Below are 18128 nucleotides of genomic sequence, written 5' to 3'. Positions count from 1 at the left end.
AAAATGAAGTTATAAAACTTCGTCGAAATAATCAATTATGAGCGATTTGATTATCATTTCTTGCTCAAGCAGGGTGTAATTTGGTATAGCGGTTACAACTTTCCAATGCGGCCATCCGTCCTGGTCTAAGCCTTCCAACTCGTAAAAGCCTAACTTGCTAAATAATTTGCAGTTGGCTATGTGCATCAACTCTTCCTTCTGCCGTTTCGAAAATTTTTTGGGCCCCTGGCCCAATTCTTGCACGCCGATTAAAAATAGCATAACCTTAATATCCGGTATATCGGTATCAAAATCTTGGGCAATGCGGTTTTGGAGTTCGGTCCATTTTATATTTACTTCGGCAGGCTTCATTTGGCAAATATACTTTAATGTAGGTGCATCTGTTTGTAAAACTAATGCCATCATTTTTTAAAATCACAATAATGTTACTTCGGTGAGCAAACACTAAAAATGAAATTTAAAAATAAATGTTATGTTTGTTGCTAATGTTGCAGTAAATGTGGTTTTTAGTTAAAAATAACAACCCAAGTTAAGTAATTGTAGCATATTATGCGGTTTTAAACGTTAGCAGCGTTATAAATGAATAGAAATAAAAATCATATCCGTTTTGCCTGGCTGGTGTTAGTCTGCTTTATAGCGGGGCAAACTATGGTTTATTCGCACCAGCATTTTAACCGTTACAGGTCGTCATCTGTAAATTCGGTAAAAGTTCCTCAACCCGCGCAAACCGTTACCGATAGCTGTAGTATATGCGATATGATGCACCATACGCAAATGGCTATTTTGGGTACATCGGTATTAAACCCGGTTGTTACCATTTGCGAAACTATTTATACCAAGCAGCACAATTACAAAGGCATCGCGTTAATTCTTTCGGCGGGCCGCTCCCCTCCCACTGCCTAATACTGTAAAATTTTATTGTATTTAATTTTCGTCGGCTTTTTATTCGCGACGAATGAGGCTTTTTATTCAATTCAACATGTTATCATGAAATTTAAAATATTTATTAGTTCGCTAATTTGCGCGTTTGTATATACAACGGTATCAGCCAAAATATTAACAGATCCTCCGGAAAGTGGTACTTTAACCGGCATAGTAACCGATAAAACAGATGGTTCGCCATTAATTGGCGTAACGGTAACCATTCCCGATTTAAAAAACGGTACTACTACCAATAATGATGGAAAATATATTTTAAACCACGTACCCAAGGGTATATTTTTGGTACAGGTACGTTATATAGGTTATGCAACCATTAACCAAAAGGTTGATTTTACTAAAACTACCACGCTTAATTTCCAGATGCAAATGTCGTCAATCGAAACGGGGGAAGTAGTAATTACCGGCGTGGCAAGGGCTACGGAATTAAAAAAGAGCCCTATACCCATAGTGGCTGTAAGTAAGCAAGCGCTTGACGAACATGCCGGCGCAGGTAACGTGATAGATCAGATTGCCAATTTACCAGGTGTGAGTGCCGTAACCACCGGGCCAAATGTTTCTAAACCGTTTATTCATGGTTTGGGATATAACCGGGTTATTACATCGGTAGACGGCATTAGGCAGGAAGGCCAGCAATGGGGAGATGAACATGGTGTAGAAGTTGACCAAAACGCGGTTGACCGGATAGAAGTAATAAAAGGCCCCGCCAGTTTAACCTACGGTTCGGACGCTATTGGCGGGGTTGTGAACATGATTTCGCCTGCTCCGGTTGCCGAAGGAAAAATTTTAGGATCGGTACAAGGGTTGTATGGTACAAACAATGGTTTGTATAACGGATCGTTCAGGCTGCAAGGAAACCAAAATGGTTTGGTTTGGGGCACGGTGGTATCGGCAAAGGGCGCCAAAGATTATCAAAATCAGCATGATGGCAGGGTTTATAATACCGCTTACCAGGAAAAAGATGCAAGGGTAATGTTAGGCCTAAATAAATCGTGGGGATACTCGTACTTTAATGCTTCTGTTTTTGATGATAAGCAGGAAATTCCGGATGGCAGCCGCGATTCTATTTCACGCCAGTTTACTAAACAAGTAACCGAAGACGATTCTTACAGGCCCATCGTATCTTCGTCCGAATTGAATTCTTATAGCATTTCGCCATTGTATCAGCGGGTGCAATTGTATCGTATTTACAATAACAGCAGCTTTATTTTTGGCGATAATAACAGTTTAAATGTAAACCTTGGTTATCAAAAAAGTCACCGCCGCGAGTTTACGCACCCTACAGCTACCGATGTACCGGGCTTAAATTTAAACCTTGATACTTATACTTACGATGTGAAGTATAATTTTACGTTCGCGCATGACTATGAATCGTCGTTCGGTTTAAATGGTATGTATCAAAAAAATACGCTGGGCGCAGGTACCGATTTCCCGATACCTAATTACCACCAATTTGACATCGGGCCGTTCTTTTTTATTAAAAAGAGTTTTGGAAAACTGGATGTATCAACTGGCGGCAGGTTTGATAGCCGGTCGTTTACCGGCGAGGCAGCTTATGTTGATAACACCAATCCAACCTTTCCGTCGCTTTACACGGGCAGCAACCCAACCACAGCACCTAACGTTGATAAGCAGTTTGATGCTTTAAGCAAAACCTTTACAGGTTTTTCGGGAAGTTTTGGAGCAACCTACAACGTATCAAACCAGTTTTTAATAAAGGGTAATATAGCACGTGGCTTTAGAGCACCAAGTATTGCCGAACTTTCGGCTAATGGTGCCGACCCCGGCTCGCAGATTTACCATACCGGTAACAAAAACTTTGTGCCCGAGTTTAGCTTACAGGAAGATATTGGTGCTTTTTTAACCCTGCCCGAAGTTACCGCCAGTGCCGAGCTTTTTAACAATGATATATCAAACTATATATTTCAGGAGCAATTGTTAAACCCCGACGGTTCGCCGGTAATTACCAATGGCTATAATACCTTTAGCTATGTACAAAGCAAAGCCCAAATTTACGGCGGCGAATTAAATTTAGATATTCACCCGGTAAAATGGCTGCACTTTCAAAACGCCATGAGTTTAACTTACGGCCAAAACAAAGGCACGGGTGGTACTGTGCCCGATAGCTTAAAATATTTACCGTTTATACCGCCATTGCACACCCATAGCGAGTTGCGCGGAAATTTTGATAAGGGTTTTGGCGTGTTTAAAAAGGTATATGCTTTTGTAGGTTTTGACCATTTTAGTGCCCAAAACCACTTTTTCGCGGCATATGGTACCGAAACGTATACAGCCGGATATAACCTGTTAAGCGCAGGTATTGGCAGCAATATTGTAAATGCCGCGGGAAAAAAAGTAGTGGAACTGTTTTTAGAAGGTACCAACCTGGCCAATGTTAATTATCAATCGAACATGAGTAGGTTAAAATATTTTGACAACCCCAACGGCGCCGGACCAGGTGTAGCTCCGGGTATTTTTAACATGGGCCGCAACATTAGCTTTAAAGTTGTAGTACCGTTTGATTTGTAGCCCCCTAACCCCCTGAAGGGGGAACTTTATTGATTTCGGATCTTGGAATTTCGATTTCGGATTTTTTGAATCAATGTATTTAAAATAAAACAAGAAACCCGGCCATCGAGCCGGGTTTCTTGTTTTAACATACTTCCTTTAAATTATTTTGCTTCGTTTAGCTTTATTTGGGTTGTTTCGGTAATAACAATTTCGGGTTTGCCTTTGTAATCAATTATGGTTCCGGTAACGGTTACTGCTTTGCCTTTAAAGGTATCTTCGGGATTGCCGGTAAATTTTTTGCGGTCGTCGCCTTTAATTAAAAGCACAAGTGTTTCGTTAGGGTGCGCGCCGCCAATGTCCAACAGGGTTAAGCCCGGGCCGGCTAAAAATTTACCGCCGTATATTTTATCGTTAATGGTAACGCTTTCGCCGATGTGTTTAGCAGCGTCTTTAGCGTCAATAGTGGTTTGGGCATAAGTTTTTACCGAGGCAAAACCTATTAATAATATAAATGCTAATTTTTTCATGAGGTGCTACTGATATGTGTTTAACATAAAGTAACAGCATTTACGGCAAAACACCTAATAATTGAGCGTAATATGTTGGTGATAAACTAAACAAGTTATCCAAACAGGCTTAGCCAATGCAAACGGTAACGTTGATAAAAGAGGTGTTAATTGTATTTAACCCACAAAAAGTTAGCTAAAAATTTCACCTTCCCGCGCCGATGGATAAGTTGATTTGCTGTGAAATTTGAGGCTTTAGGCGTATTGCTAATTGGCTTTTGCCATGTTATATAAATCCAGTATCTTTCCGGCTAACAGTCAATTTAAAAAATTTGTGTTAGTTAAAACATTTGGCAGCGCCGTTTACGGCATAGAGGCTACCACCATTACCGTTGAAGTTAATATTGCTGCCGGCACCAAATATTTTATAGTTGGCCTGCCAGACAATGCAATAAAGGAAAGCTATTTCCGGATAGAATCGGTACTTAAAAACTGTAATTACCGTATGCCTCGCCAGCAAATTGTGGTGAATATGGCTCCGGCGGATATACGCAAGGAAGGTTCGGCTTACGACCTCACCATTGCCACAGGTATTATGGCGGCATCAAACCAAATTGAACCGCAGGAACTCGACAAGTATATTATTATGGGCGAACTTTCGCTTGATGGCGGTTTGCAACCTATTAAGGGTGCCTTGCCTATTGCCATACAGGCCCGCAAAGAGGGCTTTAAAGGTTTTATACTCCCCAAGCAAAATGCCCGCGAAGCCGCCATTGTTACCGATCTTGAAGTTTACGGCGCACAAAGTATTACCGATGTTGTTGGCTTTTTTAATGGCACAATTGATTTAAAACGCGAGATAGTAAACACCCGCGAAGAGTTTTACAATAGCATTAACAATTACGATAGTGATTTTAGCGAAGTACGCGGCCAGGAAAATATTAAACGTGCGTTAGAAATTGCGGCCGCAGGCGGCCATAATGTGATATTGATAGGGCCACCCGGGGCAGGTAAAACCATGCTGGCACGCAGGCTGCCATCAATATTACCGCCGTTGAGTTTGCAGGAATCGTTAGAGACGACTAAAATACACTCGGTTGCGGGGAAACTTGCTGCTACCGATGCCTTGGTTACCGTGAGGCCCTTCCGCTCTCCGCACCATACTATTAGCGATGTGGCTTTGGTTGGCGGCGGCACCAACCCGCAGCCCGGCGAAATTTCGCTGGCGCATAACGGTGTTTTGTTTTTGGATGAATTGCCCGAGTTTAAACGTACCGTGCTGGAAGTAATGCGCCAACCTTTGGAAGAACGCAGGGTTACCATTTCGCGCGCCAGGTTATCGGTTGATTATCCATCGAGTTTTATGCTGATAGCCAGCATGAACCCCTGCCCTTGCGGCTATTACAATCATCCCGAAAAGGAGTGTATTTGTCCGCCGGGTGTAGTGCAAAAGTATTTGAGCAAAATTTCGGGTCCGTTGTTAGACAGGATAGACCTGCATGTGGAAGTTACGCCGGTTAATTTTACCGAACTATCGTCAGACAGGGCCGCCGAAAAAAGCGGCGACATTCGCGAACGCGTAATACAGGCCCGCGAAATACAAATAGCCCGTTTTGGTAAACAACCCGGCATGCACAGCAATGCGCAAATGAGCACCCAAATGGTGCGCGAACTATGCAAAATTGATAACGCCGGACAACTATTGCTGAAAAAAGCAATGGAAAAACTTGGCCTAAGTGCCCGGGCCTACGACCGTATTTTAAAGGTGTCGCGTACTATTGCCGATTTAGCCGGGAGCGAAAATATTGGAATGGAGCATTTAGCCGAGGCAATACACTACCGAAGTTTGGACAGGGAAAATTGGGCGGGATGAAGGTTAAAAACACATAACAGCATAGAAAAGTAATTAGTAGATGATACGAAGTGAGAGAATACAAAATCCCGCAAAGATTGACCGTGATTTTATAGATAGGCTTTTGAAAACCGGGTATAAGGTGATAGTTCAATTCTCGGACAGATTATATACGGATAAAATTCTCGAAGAACTAAATGAGCTTTGTTTGAAATATGATGAAAATTTCAATATTCGCTTTTATGGGCATCATTCAAATTCTTTTGATTGCAGTATAGTTGACAAAATACCATTTGTGAAGTCACTTAATGTTGATTGTATAACTAATGCACAACATATAGAAGCCCTAACCAAACCGCTTCATTTAAAGCAATTTTGGCTTGGAGTTTATGAATTGAAAGACACTGAAATATTACAGGCAGATAATTTTAAAAAACTTACAAGCTTAGGAATAGCAGACACTAAGACGAAGGCTCTAAATCTTAAATATCTCTCAGACTTTAAAAATCTAACCTCCTTATTAATTGCCAAACATACAAAGAACATAGATGCGGTTGGAGAATTAAAAGGACTGACGAATTTGAATTTGAACTCTATTTCAAAAGTTCCGTTAAATTTTGTTAACAATCTTAAACAACTTAAAAGGTTAAGAATACTTCTTGGTGGCCGGGATAATATAAACGAGATACATAATAATGCAATTGAGCAATTAGAGTTAATATGGATACGCGGTTTAAATGAGCTGAATAATTTAGACCGTTTTTCGAAACTTAAATCATTGCATATTGAGGATCAAATTCGGTTGAGCCGCCTTGATTTTGATAACGTGATTAACGAGTTGACAGACATTAAGATACTTAATTGTAAAACTTTTTCAGCTGTTACCGGGCTGGAAAAGTTGCCAGCTTTAAGTCACATGAGGATTTATGGAACAGCTATCGATTTTGAAAGTTTTGTAAAGCAGGAATTTCCTAAATCATTAGAAATATTGGCTTTCTATACAGGGAAAAAAATTGACAAAGAAATAAAATTAAGGCTTGAAACAATGGGTTACGTGGATGGAATGGGAAACAATAGCTAATTATTACTTTGCACTGTTACTTGCATTTAATGTGCTATTTTTAACACACGTTATTAAAATAAACCGAAAACCACAAACAGTTTTATATTACAAAATTAACTTAACCGAAATCAGTTTTAAATTGAGTTATTAACTCATGTTTTAGGCAGTGATGTATTTAACAGGAAACATCACAGTTTTCTATTAGCATTATTATAGCGATGGATTATCAAAGCAAGCGTTTGGCAAATATCATCAAGATCAATCCGGAAGACGGGCCGGATATTAAGGAGCTGAAGGATTATCTCACACAAGGCAGTTTTGAAATTGAGATTGAACTTTAAGCAAACGTGAACAGTTTTAATAAATATCCCCGGTTAGCGTATGCCATCTGCATTATCGGCACCATTGTGCTCGGGCTGTTATCCCGCAAGGTAACTATTGTTCCGCTTTGGGTTGGCGATGTTTTGTGGGCAACAATGGTGTTTTATATGGTGAGGTTTATTTTTATCAATTGGCCGCTAAACAAAGTAATTATTGCCAGTTTGCTGTTTTGCTATGCAATTGAGTTTAGTCAGCTTTACCAGGCCGGGTGGATAAACCACATCCGGCAAACGCTGTTTGGCAAACTGGTTTTGGGTTCAACATTTTTGTGGGGAGATACGCTATCGTACACAGTGGGCGTTGCTATTGGCGTTTTGAGCGTTCGCAAAGTATAAGCCAGTGCATTGCTGCTTATAAGTTGTTAAGTATTGCACCTACGGCGCAAAAAGAATGGTGCATTGTTAATCTACCGAGCTATTACACCTAACGGTGCAGCTGTTGAGGCACGATCAAAGTTTGCCAGGAAAGCAAATTAAACCGGCGCTTTTATCTTTTCCATTGCACCTACGGCGCAAAAGAGAATGGTGTATTGTTGTTTTACCAGGCTATTGCACCTAACGGTGCAGCTATTGAGACACAATTAGGGTTTGCCCAAAAAGCAAATTAAACCAGCACTTTTATATTTCTCCATTTCGCTTACGGCGCAAAAAAAGAATTGTTTATTGTTAATCTACCGGGCTATTGCACCTAACGGTGCAGCTATTGGGGCACAATTAGGGTTTACCAAAAAGTAAATTGAACAGGCACTTTTATATGTCTTCATTTTCTTCGAAGCCCTATTTTAGAACGGGAAACGGTATTAATAATGTTCGGGAAATTTTATCTATCTTTTGGCATATTTTAATTGCAAAAAAATGAGTACCGAACCTATTATACAGATCCGTAACCTATCCAAATCATACGGCTCTAAAACAGTATTAAAACACCTCACCCTCGATATTTTCCCCGGCCAGGTAATTGGTTATATAGGCCCAAATGGCGCGGGTAAATCAACAACGGTAAAAATTTTAACCGGCCTAATTCCCGATTTTGAGGGCCAGGTAACTATAAATGGCCTTAACATGGCGCAAAACCCGCAGGAGATAAAACGCCTGATTGGTTATGTACCCGAAAATGCCGAAATATACGAGGTGCTTACGCCAATGGAATACCTTGATTTTATTGGCAAGCTATACAACATGGAAGAGGCCGTAGTTACCGAGCGTGCACAAAAACTGCTTGGCGCCTTTGGTTTAGGCTCTAACCTTAACGACCGGATGGATACCTTTAGCAAGGGGATGAAACAAAAGGTGCTGTTAATTTCGGGCATTATACATAACCCGCAAATTATAGTGCTGGATGAGCCGCTATCGGGATTGGATGCTAACGCGGTTATTACGGTGAAGGAACTGATTGTGCGCTTATCGCAGGAAGGCAAGACTATATTTTACTGTTCGCACATGATGGACGTGGTTGAAAAGGTGTCGGACAGGATATTGCTGATTAATAAAGGCGAAATTATTGCCGATGGCACATTTGAATCGCTCAAGCAAAACCATAGCGATACGCTGGAGCAGATTTTTGCCAAGTTAACCGGTCGCGATACATCGAGCCATGAAACGGATGCTATTATGAACGCTTTTGATTAACCGGCCATGATAGATAAGATATTTTTATGGGTAATAGGGCTATTTAACGGGGTTTTTGAACGATCGGGAATTAATACCGTGCAGCTTAACCTGATACTGAAAACCAAATTACTGATAGACGAACGCCGCCCCAAGGGCATGTTTGTTGGCAAGCGCAAAACCGAGCAGGCCGCAAAAGTTACCACAGCAACATCATGGGGAACCATACTGGTTACCATGCTGATGGGCGCATTTTACGGTGTGCTGCTGTTTGTTTTTAAGGCGCCAATGCTGGGCGAAGCTGCTTACTTTTTGTTTTTTATGGTGCTGATGTCGCTTACGCTGATAACCGATTTTACCAACGTGTTAATTGATGTGCGCGACCAGTATATTATTATGCCGAGGCCGGTTAACGACCGCACGGTTTCTATGGCGCGCATACTGCACATTACTATTTATGTAATGCGGCTTGCTTTGCTGCAAGGCATACCGGGGATGATAATGGTTGGCTTTATTGACGGTGTGGCTGCCGTACCCTTGTTTTTTTTACAGATAATTGAGGCAACCATGTTTACCATATTTATGGTGAATATGGTATATATGCTGCTCATGCGTTCGGTTAGTCCGCAGCGTGTTAAGGATATTGTGAGCTACTTTCAGATAGGGTTTTCTATCATCATCTTCGCAATTTTTAGGATGCCACGGCTTTTTGATATGAAAAGCATTGCCGACATGACTTTGCTTAACCACGCCTGGGCATGGTTTTTACCACCGGTTTGGATAGCCGCTTTAAACGAAGCTTTAATCCATTTTGCGCGGGCAAATTATACAGTTTTTGCTATGGCGACAATTGGTGTTATTGTGCCGTTTTTAAGTATCTGGATTGTGGCCAGGGTGCTGGCTCCGGGCTTTAACCGCACTTTGGCTATCATGGCCTCTTCGGACGGGAACGGTGTTTCTGTTCAACCAAAGGGCGTAAAGAAAGTTGGGTTTATTGATAAGATAGCTAACAGGCTTGCGCCCGATCCGATAGAGAATGCGGGTTTCCGGATAACGTGGAAACTGGCTGCCCGTACCCGCGAATTTAAAATGAAGGTTTACCCATCATTTGCCTATGTACCGGTTTACTTTGTTTACATTGTGCTCAATTTTAAGGGAGATAGTTTTGCCGATGGGTACCAGCAACTTAAAAATAGCAGCAGCTATATATTTTTGCTGTACATGTGTACGTTTGTACTATCGCTCATATTGCAAAACATTGCACAGGCCGATAAATATAAACCAGCCTGGGTTTATTATGCATTGCCTATTGAAAAACCGGGCAAAATTTTGGCGGGCATGTACAAGGCCATAATATCGTTGTATTTTTTGCCTTACTATATTATTTTAAGTGCTATAGCCGTGGCCGTTTGGGGTCCCGCTATTTTGAACGATATTTTGCTGGCATTTTTTTTAAACCAGGCTTATGGTATTATACTGGCACTGTTTTTAGTTAAAGGCCTTCCTTTTTCGAGGCCGGTTTTGGCCAAACGCGCCGGGGGTAAGGGGTTTATTTCGTTGTTTATATTGCTGTTTGCGGCTGTGCTTGGCTTTGGCCATTATTTACTGGCCCGGTGGGAAATAGTGATTTGGATAGCCGTGCCCATAGCGGCATTGGCAAACTGGCTAATGTTTAACTACTACCGCAAACAAACCTGGGAAGATATTGAAATTGGAGAAATGGAATAAATTATGGAAAACGTAAAACCAACATCGCAGCCATTTAGGGCGCTACAGTTTGTACATGGTGCGCTATGTGCCGGTGCTATTTTATTTTTGGCATTTACAATGGTGCTAAACGGCAAAAAAGGCCATACCGAAATTACGCATACCGACCAATATGTGCTTTATATAGCTATAGCACTGGCATTAACAATGCCGTTTTTGAGTTACATGATTTTTTTTAACAAGGTTGCTAAAATTGATAAAGCCGCACCATTAAGCGAACGAATAACCAGATATACATCGGCTTGTATTGTTAGGTATGCTACTTTACAGGGTGTTGCTTTATTTAACCTGGCCACCTGGTTTGCAACAAAAAACCTGATACTGGCCGCAGTGGGCGGAGCTATTATTTTATTTTTGATTGTTTTGCGGCCAGTTAAGAGAAAAGTAATGGCTGATTTGCAAATAAATTATCCCGACACGCTGGAGTGATAAAAAACAAAGCTGCCCTGTTTTAAAAAGGCAGCTTTGTTTTTTATGCTGATTTAAAAGACGCTGTATAAATTAGATATGAATAAACATATCTGATTTTGGACGGCGTACCTTTTGAAGTTGTGCATAATGATCGTCGTGGGCGCGGAAGCCTATGGTGGCTATTACCGATGACGTTAGTCCTTTTTCTTTAAGGCCCAGTATCTCATCAAATTTGCCGGCTAAAAAGCCTTCCATTGGGCAGGCATCAATACCTATAGCTGCGGCGGCGCTTAATAAAAAACCTAAGCCAATGTAGGCTTGTTTATGAGCCCAAACAATTTTTTCGTCTTCGCTGCGGCTATTAACTGCGTTTAAAACCATTTGCTCAAAACCACCCAAGTGTTCGCGGCCAATTTCACGTGTTTTGGCAATTAAATCAATATATTTTTCGCCAAATTCTTCGTCCATGTTAGTTTCGGCTGCAAAAACAATCAGTTGCGACGCCTCGGTTATTTGTTGCTGACCGAAAGCGGCTTCGCGTAATTTTTCGCGGGTGTCGGCATCTTCAATAACCAAAACGCGGTATTGCTGTAACCCAAGGCTTGATGGTGCTAACTGTATGGCCGTTAATAGATCATCTAATTGTTCGGCACTTAATTTTTTAGTGTGATCAAATTTTTTGGTGGCATATCGCCAGTTCAGGTTTTTTAAAAGTGACATTTTGGTTGTTTTTTAATTAGCACCAAAAATATGTGTTGAAACATTAAACGTTGTCACCTTTTTGTAATACTAAAACAAACCCTTTTCTTCCAGCTTTTTACGGGCTTCTTTCTCTTTTCGTTTTTGCTCGCGCCGTTCCTGGCGAAGTTCTTTTTTAGTTTTGGTTACGGTATCTGCCGGGCTTTCTTTTTTGTGCGTAGTATCTTTTTTCCCGAAGAGGCGCTGAAAAAAGTTGGGCTTTTTTTCGGGTTGTACCACAGTGGGGATTGGCACAGCATCATTGTCATCTTCGTCCTGGTTTAGCATTTTAGCTATAGCGGCGGTATCTGTTGTTACCCTTTGGCGCAGGGCAGCTTTTAGCCTCACATCAAAAAAGCCATAGCCGCTGCTATCGCGCTGGGTATAACCGGCGATAGACATCATGTTGCCTAACGAATTAAAGTAACCCTGCAAACTGCTGCGCAACTCGCCATCGGGCTCAAAATAATACAGGCCCGATTTGGGTTTGGGCACAATGCTTGCCAGGTATATGCTTTCGCCCAGGTTTAGCTCGGCAGGTGTTTTACCAAAATAGTAACGCGAGGCTTCGCCAATGCCATACACGTTGCGCGCCCATTCGATAATATTAAAATAAACTTCGAGCATGCGCTGTTTGGATATGATGTGCGTGTTTTCTATCATCCAAACAATAAGCGTTTCTTCAATTTTGCGAACCATTGTTTTTTGGCGGCTTAAAAAAGCATTTTTTACCAACTGCATTGATATGGTGCTGCCGCCGCGCTTAAATTTCTTCATTTTAAAATCAACCGCGATAGATTTGCGCAAGGCTTCTTCAACAAAGCCATTGTGTTTAAAAAAGGTAGGGTCTTCGGCGGTCATCACGGCATGTTGCAGATAGGGCGAAATTTGCGAAAGCGGCGTGTAATTGGGGTTGTTAGGGCTAATATCGCGCGGAGGCATGGCTTGGCCTTTTTCGTAAGGCGTGTAAACAAAGGGTCCGTTTAGTTTCCCCAAATCGGTGCGGCCGTATTTAACTACGCTAAAATGATCTTGCTTCAGGCTCGAATCAAACTGCACATCGTCGGGCTTTGAAGTATCGAGGTAGAAATTAAGATTGTACGATAATTTACCGGCAACCTGTATCCCATCGAGGGCATCAAAAGTACCTTGCGGGAAAGAGTTAAACAGTTTTTGTGCATCAAGGTAATCGGTACGCAGTTTAAGCTCATAAACCTTAACCGGTTTTAAGGTGTATTTGATGTATGGGTTGGCCGTAACATCTTTAATATGAATTGCCGACGAACTATCAATGGAAACATAATTTTGACCAATGAATATATTGGCATCTATTGAGCCATTGGGCACAATAATATTGTTAGATGCTATTTTGGGATGGTTAATTACTAAATTATTTACAGCCCAGGAGCCATAAATGCGGGTTTCACCATCGCTGCGCTCAACGCGTTTTAGTTGGGTGCTTATGGTATCGAAACTCAATTTCAAACCATATCTTTTGGCAACAAAGGGCACTTCAACTTTTTTGTTATCTGCGTAAAGCTTAACATCAATGTATTTATCGGAAGGGCGCATTTTGCCTGTGAAGTGTAGGGTTGATTCGCCGTTGTTAATTATAATGGTTGATGTTAAGTTACCATTTTTAATAAGCGCGCTTTTGGCCTGTACGTTAACGTTTATACTATCGGAGTGAAACCGCACATTGAAGTTTTTAAGATCGAGCTCATCCGGAATTTTATACAATACCTGGTTGATGAGGTTGTTGGCTACGATAGATATATCGCCGGAGCTGGTGGCAGTGGTATCTTTTTTCTTTTTAAATAAAAAGTCGAAATTTTTAACGCCATTTACATTGCTCAGGTTAAGGATGCCGTTATCTAACTTTACCGAAGCCAGTTTAATGTTGCCAACCAGCAAGGGCCAAATTTTTACGCCAACTTCAAAATCGGTTATTTTTAATAAGCTATCGCGGTTTTGCGGCACTACCGTTATTTGCGAAAGGGCAACGGTAGCCAGGCCCACAAAACGGGCCGAACCTATTTTTACATCTAAATTATATTCGCTTTTTGCTTTTGCAGTAGCTTTGCTAATTACCGATTGGAGCAGTTTTTCGCGCTTATTAAAGGCTATAATGCCCGCAATTAACACGAGAATAAACAAACAAAATAGTACAATACCGGCAATGCGGATAAATTTGGGGTTTAGGCGGCGCATCTATAAATTTTAACCAAAACTAATAATCTTATCTTTACAACGGTTTCCTGCCGTTTAATTTATTGTAACAAACTACGGCACAAGCTGTTTTATATTTATTGTATTTAAAAAAATGATAATAACCACAGAACAAGTACTTACCGCCCTTGGCCACGTTGAAGAGCCAGATTTAAAAAAAGACCTGGTAACCCTTAACATGATTGAGGACATACGTATTGATGGCCATAAGGTAAGCTTTTCGGTAATATTAACTACGCCGGCCTGCCCCTTAAAAGCCATGATTGAAAACGCCTGCCGCAACGCCATATTGCATTTTATAAGCAAAGAGGCCGAGGTGAGCATTAACATGACATCGCGAGTGACAACCCAAAGCAACAATAGTTTGCCGGGTATTAAAAATATTATTGCTGTAGCATCGGGCAAGGGCGGCGTGGGTAAATCAACCGTGGCGGCTAACCTGGCATTGGGTTTGGCTAAAACGGGTGCAAAGGTTGGCTTAATTGATGCCGATATTTACGGCCCATCGGTACCTATTATGTTTGGCCTGGAAGGTGCAAAGCCGAGGGCAACGCAGGAAAATGGTAAAACACGGATTGAGCCTATTGAAAAGTATGGTATTAAACTATTATCGATAGGGTTTTTTACCGACCCGGATCAACCCGTGCCGTGGCGCGGGCCAATGGTATCAACCGCGGTAAAGCAATTGTTTAATGATGCCGATTGGGGCGAACTGGATTATTTGGTTGTTGACCTGCCACCGGGTACCGGTGATATACACATTACCATTACCCAGGGTTTCCCGATAGCGGGAGCGTTAATAGTTACCACCCCGCAAAACGTAGCACTTGCCGATGCCCGCAAAGGCGTTGGTATGTTTATGATGCCGGCCATTAACGTGCCGATACTGGGCGTAATTGAAAACATGAGCTACTTTGTACCTGCCGAATTGCCGGATAATAAATATTATATTTTTGGCCAGGGCGGCGGACAAAAACTGGCTTCGCAAATTGGCGCCCCGTTTTTAGGGCAAATACCGTTGGTGAAGGGCATTACCGAATCGGGCGATGGAGGAAGGCCGCTGATACTGGATGAGGCAAACCCCATGTCGGCAGCGTTTATTGACCTGGCCGAGCGTGTTGCGCAGCAGGTTTCTATTGTAAATGCCAGGGCACCGCAAAGCGCACATATACAATAAATTATTTATCTTTACAGTAAATATTACACAAATGACATTGTTAGAAAAGGTGGAAGCGGCTTTAGATACTATTCGTCCGTATTTGGAGACAGACGGGGGGAACGTTTCTATTGAAGAGATTACGGAAGAGGGTGTAGTAAAATTGAAGTTACTGGGCTCGTGCGAATCGTGCCCGATGAGCATCATGACGCTGAAAGCGGGTATTGAGCAAGCCATTAAAAAAGCCGTGCCCGAAATTACTGCCGTAGAAGCTATTAACCTTACAGACATTGACGACCCACATGCTGTGTTGCCCGAAAATTTGCGATAAAGTTAAAGTGTGTTAAATGTTACAAATTTAAATATACTATTGGCCCAAAATTTGCGTAATTAGTATATTAATTAGTTTAAACATTTTACCAAATTGGTACATATAAAACAAAAGGGGTTTGAAATGAAGCGTTTGATCTTCATATTATTAACTGTATTTACAGCATCGGCCTTTGCCCAGCAAAAGGGCGAGCGCCCATTGGTGCAATTTACCGGTGTGGTGCTAAGTGCCGATAGTAGCACGGTTATACCGTATGCAACGGTTACCAATGTATCGGCCAAAAATGTGGTTAACCTGGCCAACTACAAAGGCTACTTTTCGTTTGTGGCGCACGAGTTGGATACCCTGCGTTTTACATCAATAGGTTATGCATCAACATTGGTTGTGATACCCGCCAATGTGAAAGATAAAAGTTATACGTTACAGGTAAAACTTAACGGAAAATCTATAAACCTGCCTGTTGTACACGTGTTCCCATGGGCCACTACCGATGAGTTTAGGAAAGATTTTGTGACCATGAAAATTGCTGATGACGACCTTGAAATTGCACGTAAAAATTTAAGCGGCAAATCAATAGCATCATTAACCCACTCGTTACCGCGCGACAGCAAGGAGATACAAACAGCCTGGGCACAAAACGAGCATAACGATATAGTTAACCAACACTCGTATGTTAACCCGTTGTATAACCCGTTTGCCTGGGGAGCTTTAATAAAAGAAATTACCGAGGGTAACAAAAGCCGCGGCGTAAGCGATAGTAATTAACGGCCTTTTTTAACGGCGGGAAATTTCATGCGGTAATCAACCTTTATCTCTCCTTTAGAAATATCTGTAAGCCTTTTTTGAATTAAGCGTTTGCGCAACGGGCTCAGCTTATCGGTAAACAGTTTGCCTTCAATATGGTCGTACTCGTGCTGTATAACGCGGGCGGCCAGGCCTGTAAAGGTTTCTTCGTGGTGCTTAAAGTTTTCGTCGTAGTATGATAAGCGCACTTCGGGTTTGCGGTAAACATCTTCCCTAATTTCGGGTATGCTGAGGCAGCCTTCGTTAAAGGGCCATTCTTCGCCGGTTTCTTCCAGTATTTGGGCGTTAATAAACGCTTTCTTAAAATCTTTAAGTTGGGGTTCGTCGTCATCAAACGGCGATGCGTCGATAACAAAAAGCCGCATAGACAGGCCCACCTGCGGAGCTGCTAAACCTACGCCACGGGCAGCGTACATAGTTTCGAACATGTTTTCAACCAGTTCCTTGATATGCGGATATTCGACTGGATCAATATTCGTGGCTACTCTTCTTAAAACCGGATCGCCGTATGCTATGATAGGATATTTCATTGCTGCAAAAGTAATAGTTTAATCATTAGGCTCAAATAGCAATGTTGTCATGCTATTGCTATCAAATATTTCGTTGGCAATGGTTTGCATTTCTTCGGCAGTAACGGCATTAATTTTAGCGAATATCTGGTCGAGAGTATCAATACGGTTAAAATCCAACAGGCTTTTGGCCATCGCAATAATGAGGCCTATGCGGTTTTCTTCGCCCAGGGCAATTTGCCCAATAAACTTGGTTTTAGCCTGATGCAATTGCAGGGTACCGAGTTTTTGATCGCGGAGTTTTTTAAGTTCTTTGTGAATTAAACGGATGGCGCGGTCGGCCTTTTCGGTGTCGGTACCAAAGTAAATGGTGAACAGGCCGGTATCCGAAAACGGGATGTAATTGGATTCGATACTGTAAGCAATACCATATTTTTCGCGAATTTGGAGGTTAAGGCGCGAACTCATGCCAATGCCCCCCAAAATATTGTTAAGCAACAACAAACCATTTTTTTGCGGACTGGATGCCGCATAAGCCTGGCTGCCAATAACCCCATGTGTTTGCGAAATTGGTTTAAAAAATCTTACAATTTCCCCCCCTGTGGTTTGTGGCTTCGCCCGGTTTTTGGTGGCTGTGTTGGCTTTAATATGCCCGAAGTACTTATCGGCAAGCTTAATTAGCTTTTTAAAATCGTACTCGCCCAATACGGCGAAAACCATTTGGTGGGTGTTGTAGTTTTGGGCTATAAAATGGGCAATATCCTGCTTGTCCAATAAACTAACCGAAGCTGCGGTGCCTAAAATATTGCGGCCAAGGGTATGATTGGCAAAAAGTAGGTCCTCAAAATCGTCCTGTATGGCTTCGTCGGGCTGGTCAAGGTACGATGATATTTCGTCCAGTATTACGCCTTTTTCCTTCACCAGTTCCTCTTCGGGAAAGGTGGAGTGGAAAACAATGTCTTCGGTTAAATCAATGGCGCGTTCCAGGTGCTGTTTTAAAAACGAGGCGTGTATGCAGGTGTACTCTTTTGTGGTGTAAGCATTTAGGTCGGCCCCTACCAGTTCAAGGTGGTTTAATATTTGGTTTGTGCTGCGGCGTTTGGTGGCTTTAAACAGCAAATGCTCAATAAAATGTGCCAAGCCATCTTTACCGGGAGCCTCGTCTCGGGCGCCTGCGTTAACCAAAAAACAGCAATGTGCAATTGACGATACCGTGTGTTTGTATAAAAGCCTGATGCCGTTTGGCAGCGTATAAACCTGATGATCCATTAGCCGGTAAAGATAATGATTATTTGGGCGTTAGTTTTTAGCTATACACAAAGCT

Annotated in this window: 18 protein-coding genes; 12 read left to right on the top strand and 6 right to left on the bottom strand. The window is 41.9% G+C overall.

Going from position 1 to position 18128, the window contains the following annotated elements; translation table 11 throughout:
• Positions 1-9 precede the first annotated feature (9 nt).
• Entirely contained in the window at positions 10-351 is a 342-nt protein-coding gene (locus tag BDD43_RS06440) for a hypothetical protein (protein WP_121201900.1), read from the bottom strand.
• A 228-nt stretch (positions 352-579) separates the two neighbouring features.
• Between BDD43_RS06440 and BDD43_RS06435 the strand changes: the two genes are divergently transcribed.
• Positions 580-903 (top strand): hypothetical protein, encoded by a 324-nt coding sequence (locus BDD43_RS06435; protein WP_121196901.1) that lies wholly within the window; start codon positions 580-582, stop codon positions 901-903.
• Positions 904-987: 84 nt separating this feature from the next.
• Positions 988-3468, top strand: a complete 2481-nt coding sequence (locus BDD43_RS30770; RefSeq protein WP_121196900.1) for a TonB-dependent receptor — start codon at positions 988-990, stop codon at positions 3466-3468.
• A gap of 143 nt (positions 3469-3611) precedes the next feature.
• Here BDD43_RS30770 and BDD43_RS06425 read toward each other — a convergent pair whose 3' ends face one another.
• Positions 3612-3977, bottom strand: a complete 366-nt coding sequence (locus tag BDD43_RS06425) for a hypothetical protein (RefSeq protein WP_121196899.1) — start codon at positions 3975-3977, stop codon at positions 3612-3614.
• A 313-nt stretch (positions 3978-4290) separates the two neighbouring features.
• On the opposite strand from BDD43_RS06425, the gene BDD43_RS06420 reads away from it, so the two are divergent.
• From BDD43_RS06420 to BDD43_RS06395, 7 genes are all read left to right on the top strand, one after another.
• Positions 4291-5829, top strand: a complete 1539-nt coding sequence (locus tag BDD43_RS06420; protein ID WP_121201899.1) for a YifB family Mg chelatase-like AAA ATPase — start codon at positions 4291-4293, stop codon at positions 5827-5829.
• Positions 5830-5869: 40 nt separating this feature from the next.
• Positions 5870-6889: a hypothetical protein gene (locus BDD43_RS06415; RefSeq protein ID WP_121196898.1), complete on the top strand. Its 1020-nt coding sequence runs from the start codon at positions 5870-5872 to the stop codon at positions 6887-6889.
• Between the two features lie 200 nt (positions 6890-7089).
• Positions 7090-7212 (top strand): hypothetical protein, encoded by a 123-nt coding sequence (locus BDD43_RS30765; RefSeq protein WP_262707402.1) that lies wholly within the window; start codon positions 7090-7092, stop codon positions 7210-7212.
• A gap of 6 nt (positions 7213-7218) precedes the next feature.
• Positions 7219-7587 (top strand): ribosomal maturation YjgA family protein, encoded by a 369-nt coding sequence (locus BDD43_RS06410; RefSeq protein WP_121196897.1) that lies wholly within the window; start codon positions 7219-7221, stop codon positions 7585-7587.
• Positions 7588-8106: 519 nt separating this feature from the next.
• A complete protein-coding gene (locus BDD43_RS06405) occupies positions 8107-8880 on the top strand; it encodes an ABC transporter ATP-binding protein (RefSeq protein ID WP_121196896.1) in 774 nt (257 codons plus the stop codon).
• 6 nt (positions 8881-8886) lie between these two features.
• Complete coding sequence (locus tag BDD43_RS06400; RefSeq protein WP_121196895.1) at positions 8887-10587, top strand: hypothetical protein; 1701 nt, start codon at positions 8887-8889, stop codon at positions 10585-10587.
• Between the two features lie 3 nt (positions 10588-10590).
• Positions 10591-11055, top strand: a complete 465-nt coding sequence (locus tag BDD43_RS06395) for a hypothetical protein (protein ID WP_121196894.1) — start codon at positions 10591-10593, stop codon at positions 11053-11055.
• 72 nt (positions 11056-11127) lie between these two features.
• Here BDD43_RS06395 and BDD43_RS06390 read toward each other — a convergent pair whose 3' ends face one another.
• On the bottom strand, positions 11128-11757 hold the full coding sequence (locus BDD43_RS06390) for an NAD(P)H-dependent oxidoreductase (protein WP_121196893.1): 630 nt from the start codon (positions 11755-11757) through the stop codon (positions 11128-11130).
• Between the two features lie 69 nt (positions 11758-11826).
• A complete protein-coding gene (locus BDD43_RS06385) occupies positions 11827-13986 on the bottom strand; it encodes a transglycosylase domain-containing protein (RefSeq protein ID WP_121196892.1) in 2160 nt (719 codons plus the stop codon).
• Between the two features lie 112 nt (positions 13987-14098).
• Between BDD43_RS06385 and BDD43_RS06380 the strand changes: the two genes are divergently transcribed.
• The 3 genes from BDD43_RS06380 to BDD43_RS06370 all read left to right on the top strand — a co-directional run bounded on the left by BDD43_RS06380 (position 14099) and on the right by BDD43_RS06370 (position 16256).
• Positions 14099-15181, top strand: coding sequence for an Mrp/NBP35 family ATP-binding protein (locus BDD43_RS06380; RefSeq protein ID WP_211339660.1), 1083 nt, complete (start codon positions 14099-14101; stop codon positions 15179-15181).
• A 31-nt stretch (positions 15182-15212) separates the two neighbouring features.
• Positions 15213-15491, top strand: coding sequence for a NifU family protein (locus BDD43_RS06375; protein WP_121196891.1), 279 nt, complete (start codon positions 15213-15215; stop codon positions 15489-15491).
• Positions 15492-15614: 123 nt separating this feature from the next.
• Positions 15615-16256, top strand: a complete 642-nt coding sequence (locus BDD43_RS06370; protein ID WP_121196890.1) for a peptidase associated/transthyretin-like domain-containing protein — start codon at positions 15615-15617, stop codon at positions 16254-16256.
• Here BDD43_RS06370 and def read toward each other — a convergent pair.
• Positions 16253-16825, bottom strand: a complete 573-nt coding sequence (def, locus tag BDD43_RS06365) for a peptide deformylase (RefSeq protein WP_121196889.1) — start codon at positions 16823-16825, stop codon at positions 16253-16255. The two genes, BDD43_RS06370 and def, sit on opposite strands and share 4 nt — an antisense overlap.
• An 18-nt stretch (positions 16826-16843) precedes the next feature.
• Positions 16844-18073: a M16 family metallopeptidase gene (locus BDD43_RS06360; protein WP_121196888.1), complete on the bottom strand. Its 1230-nt coding sequence runs from the start codon at positions 18071-18073 to the stop codon at positions 16844-16846.
• Positions 18074-18128: the final 55 nt, after the last annotated feature.

This window comes from Mucilaginibacter gracilis (assembly GCF_003633615.1).
In the GTDB taxonomy this organism is placed as follows: domain Bacteria; phylum Bacteroidota; class Bacteroidia; order Sphingobacteriales; family Sphingobacteriaceae; genus Mucilaginibacter; species Mucilaginibacter gracilis.
This window is presented reverse-complemented; position numbering and strand designations above follow the sequence as displayed.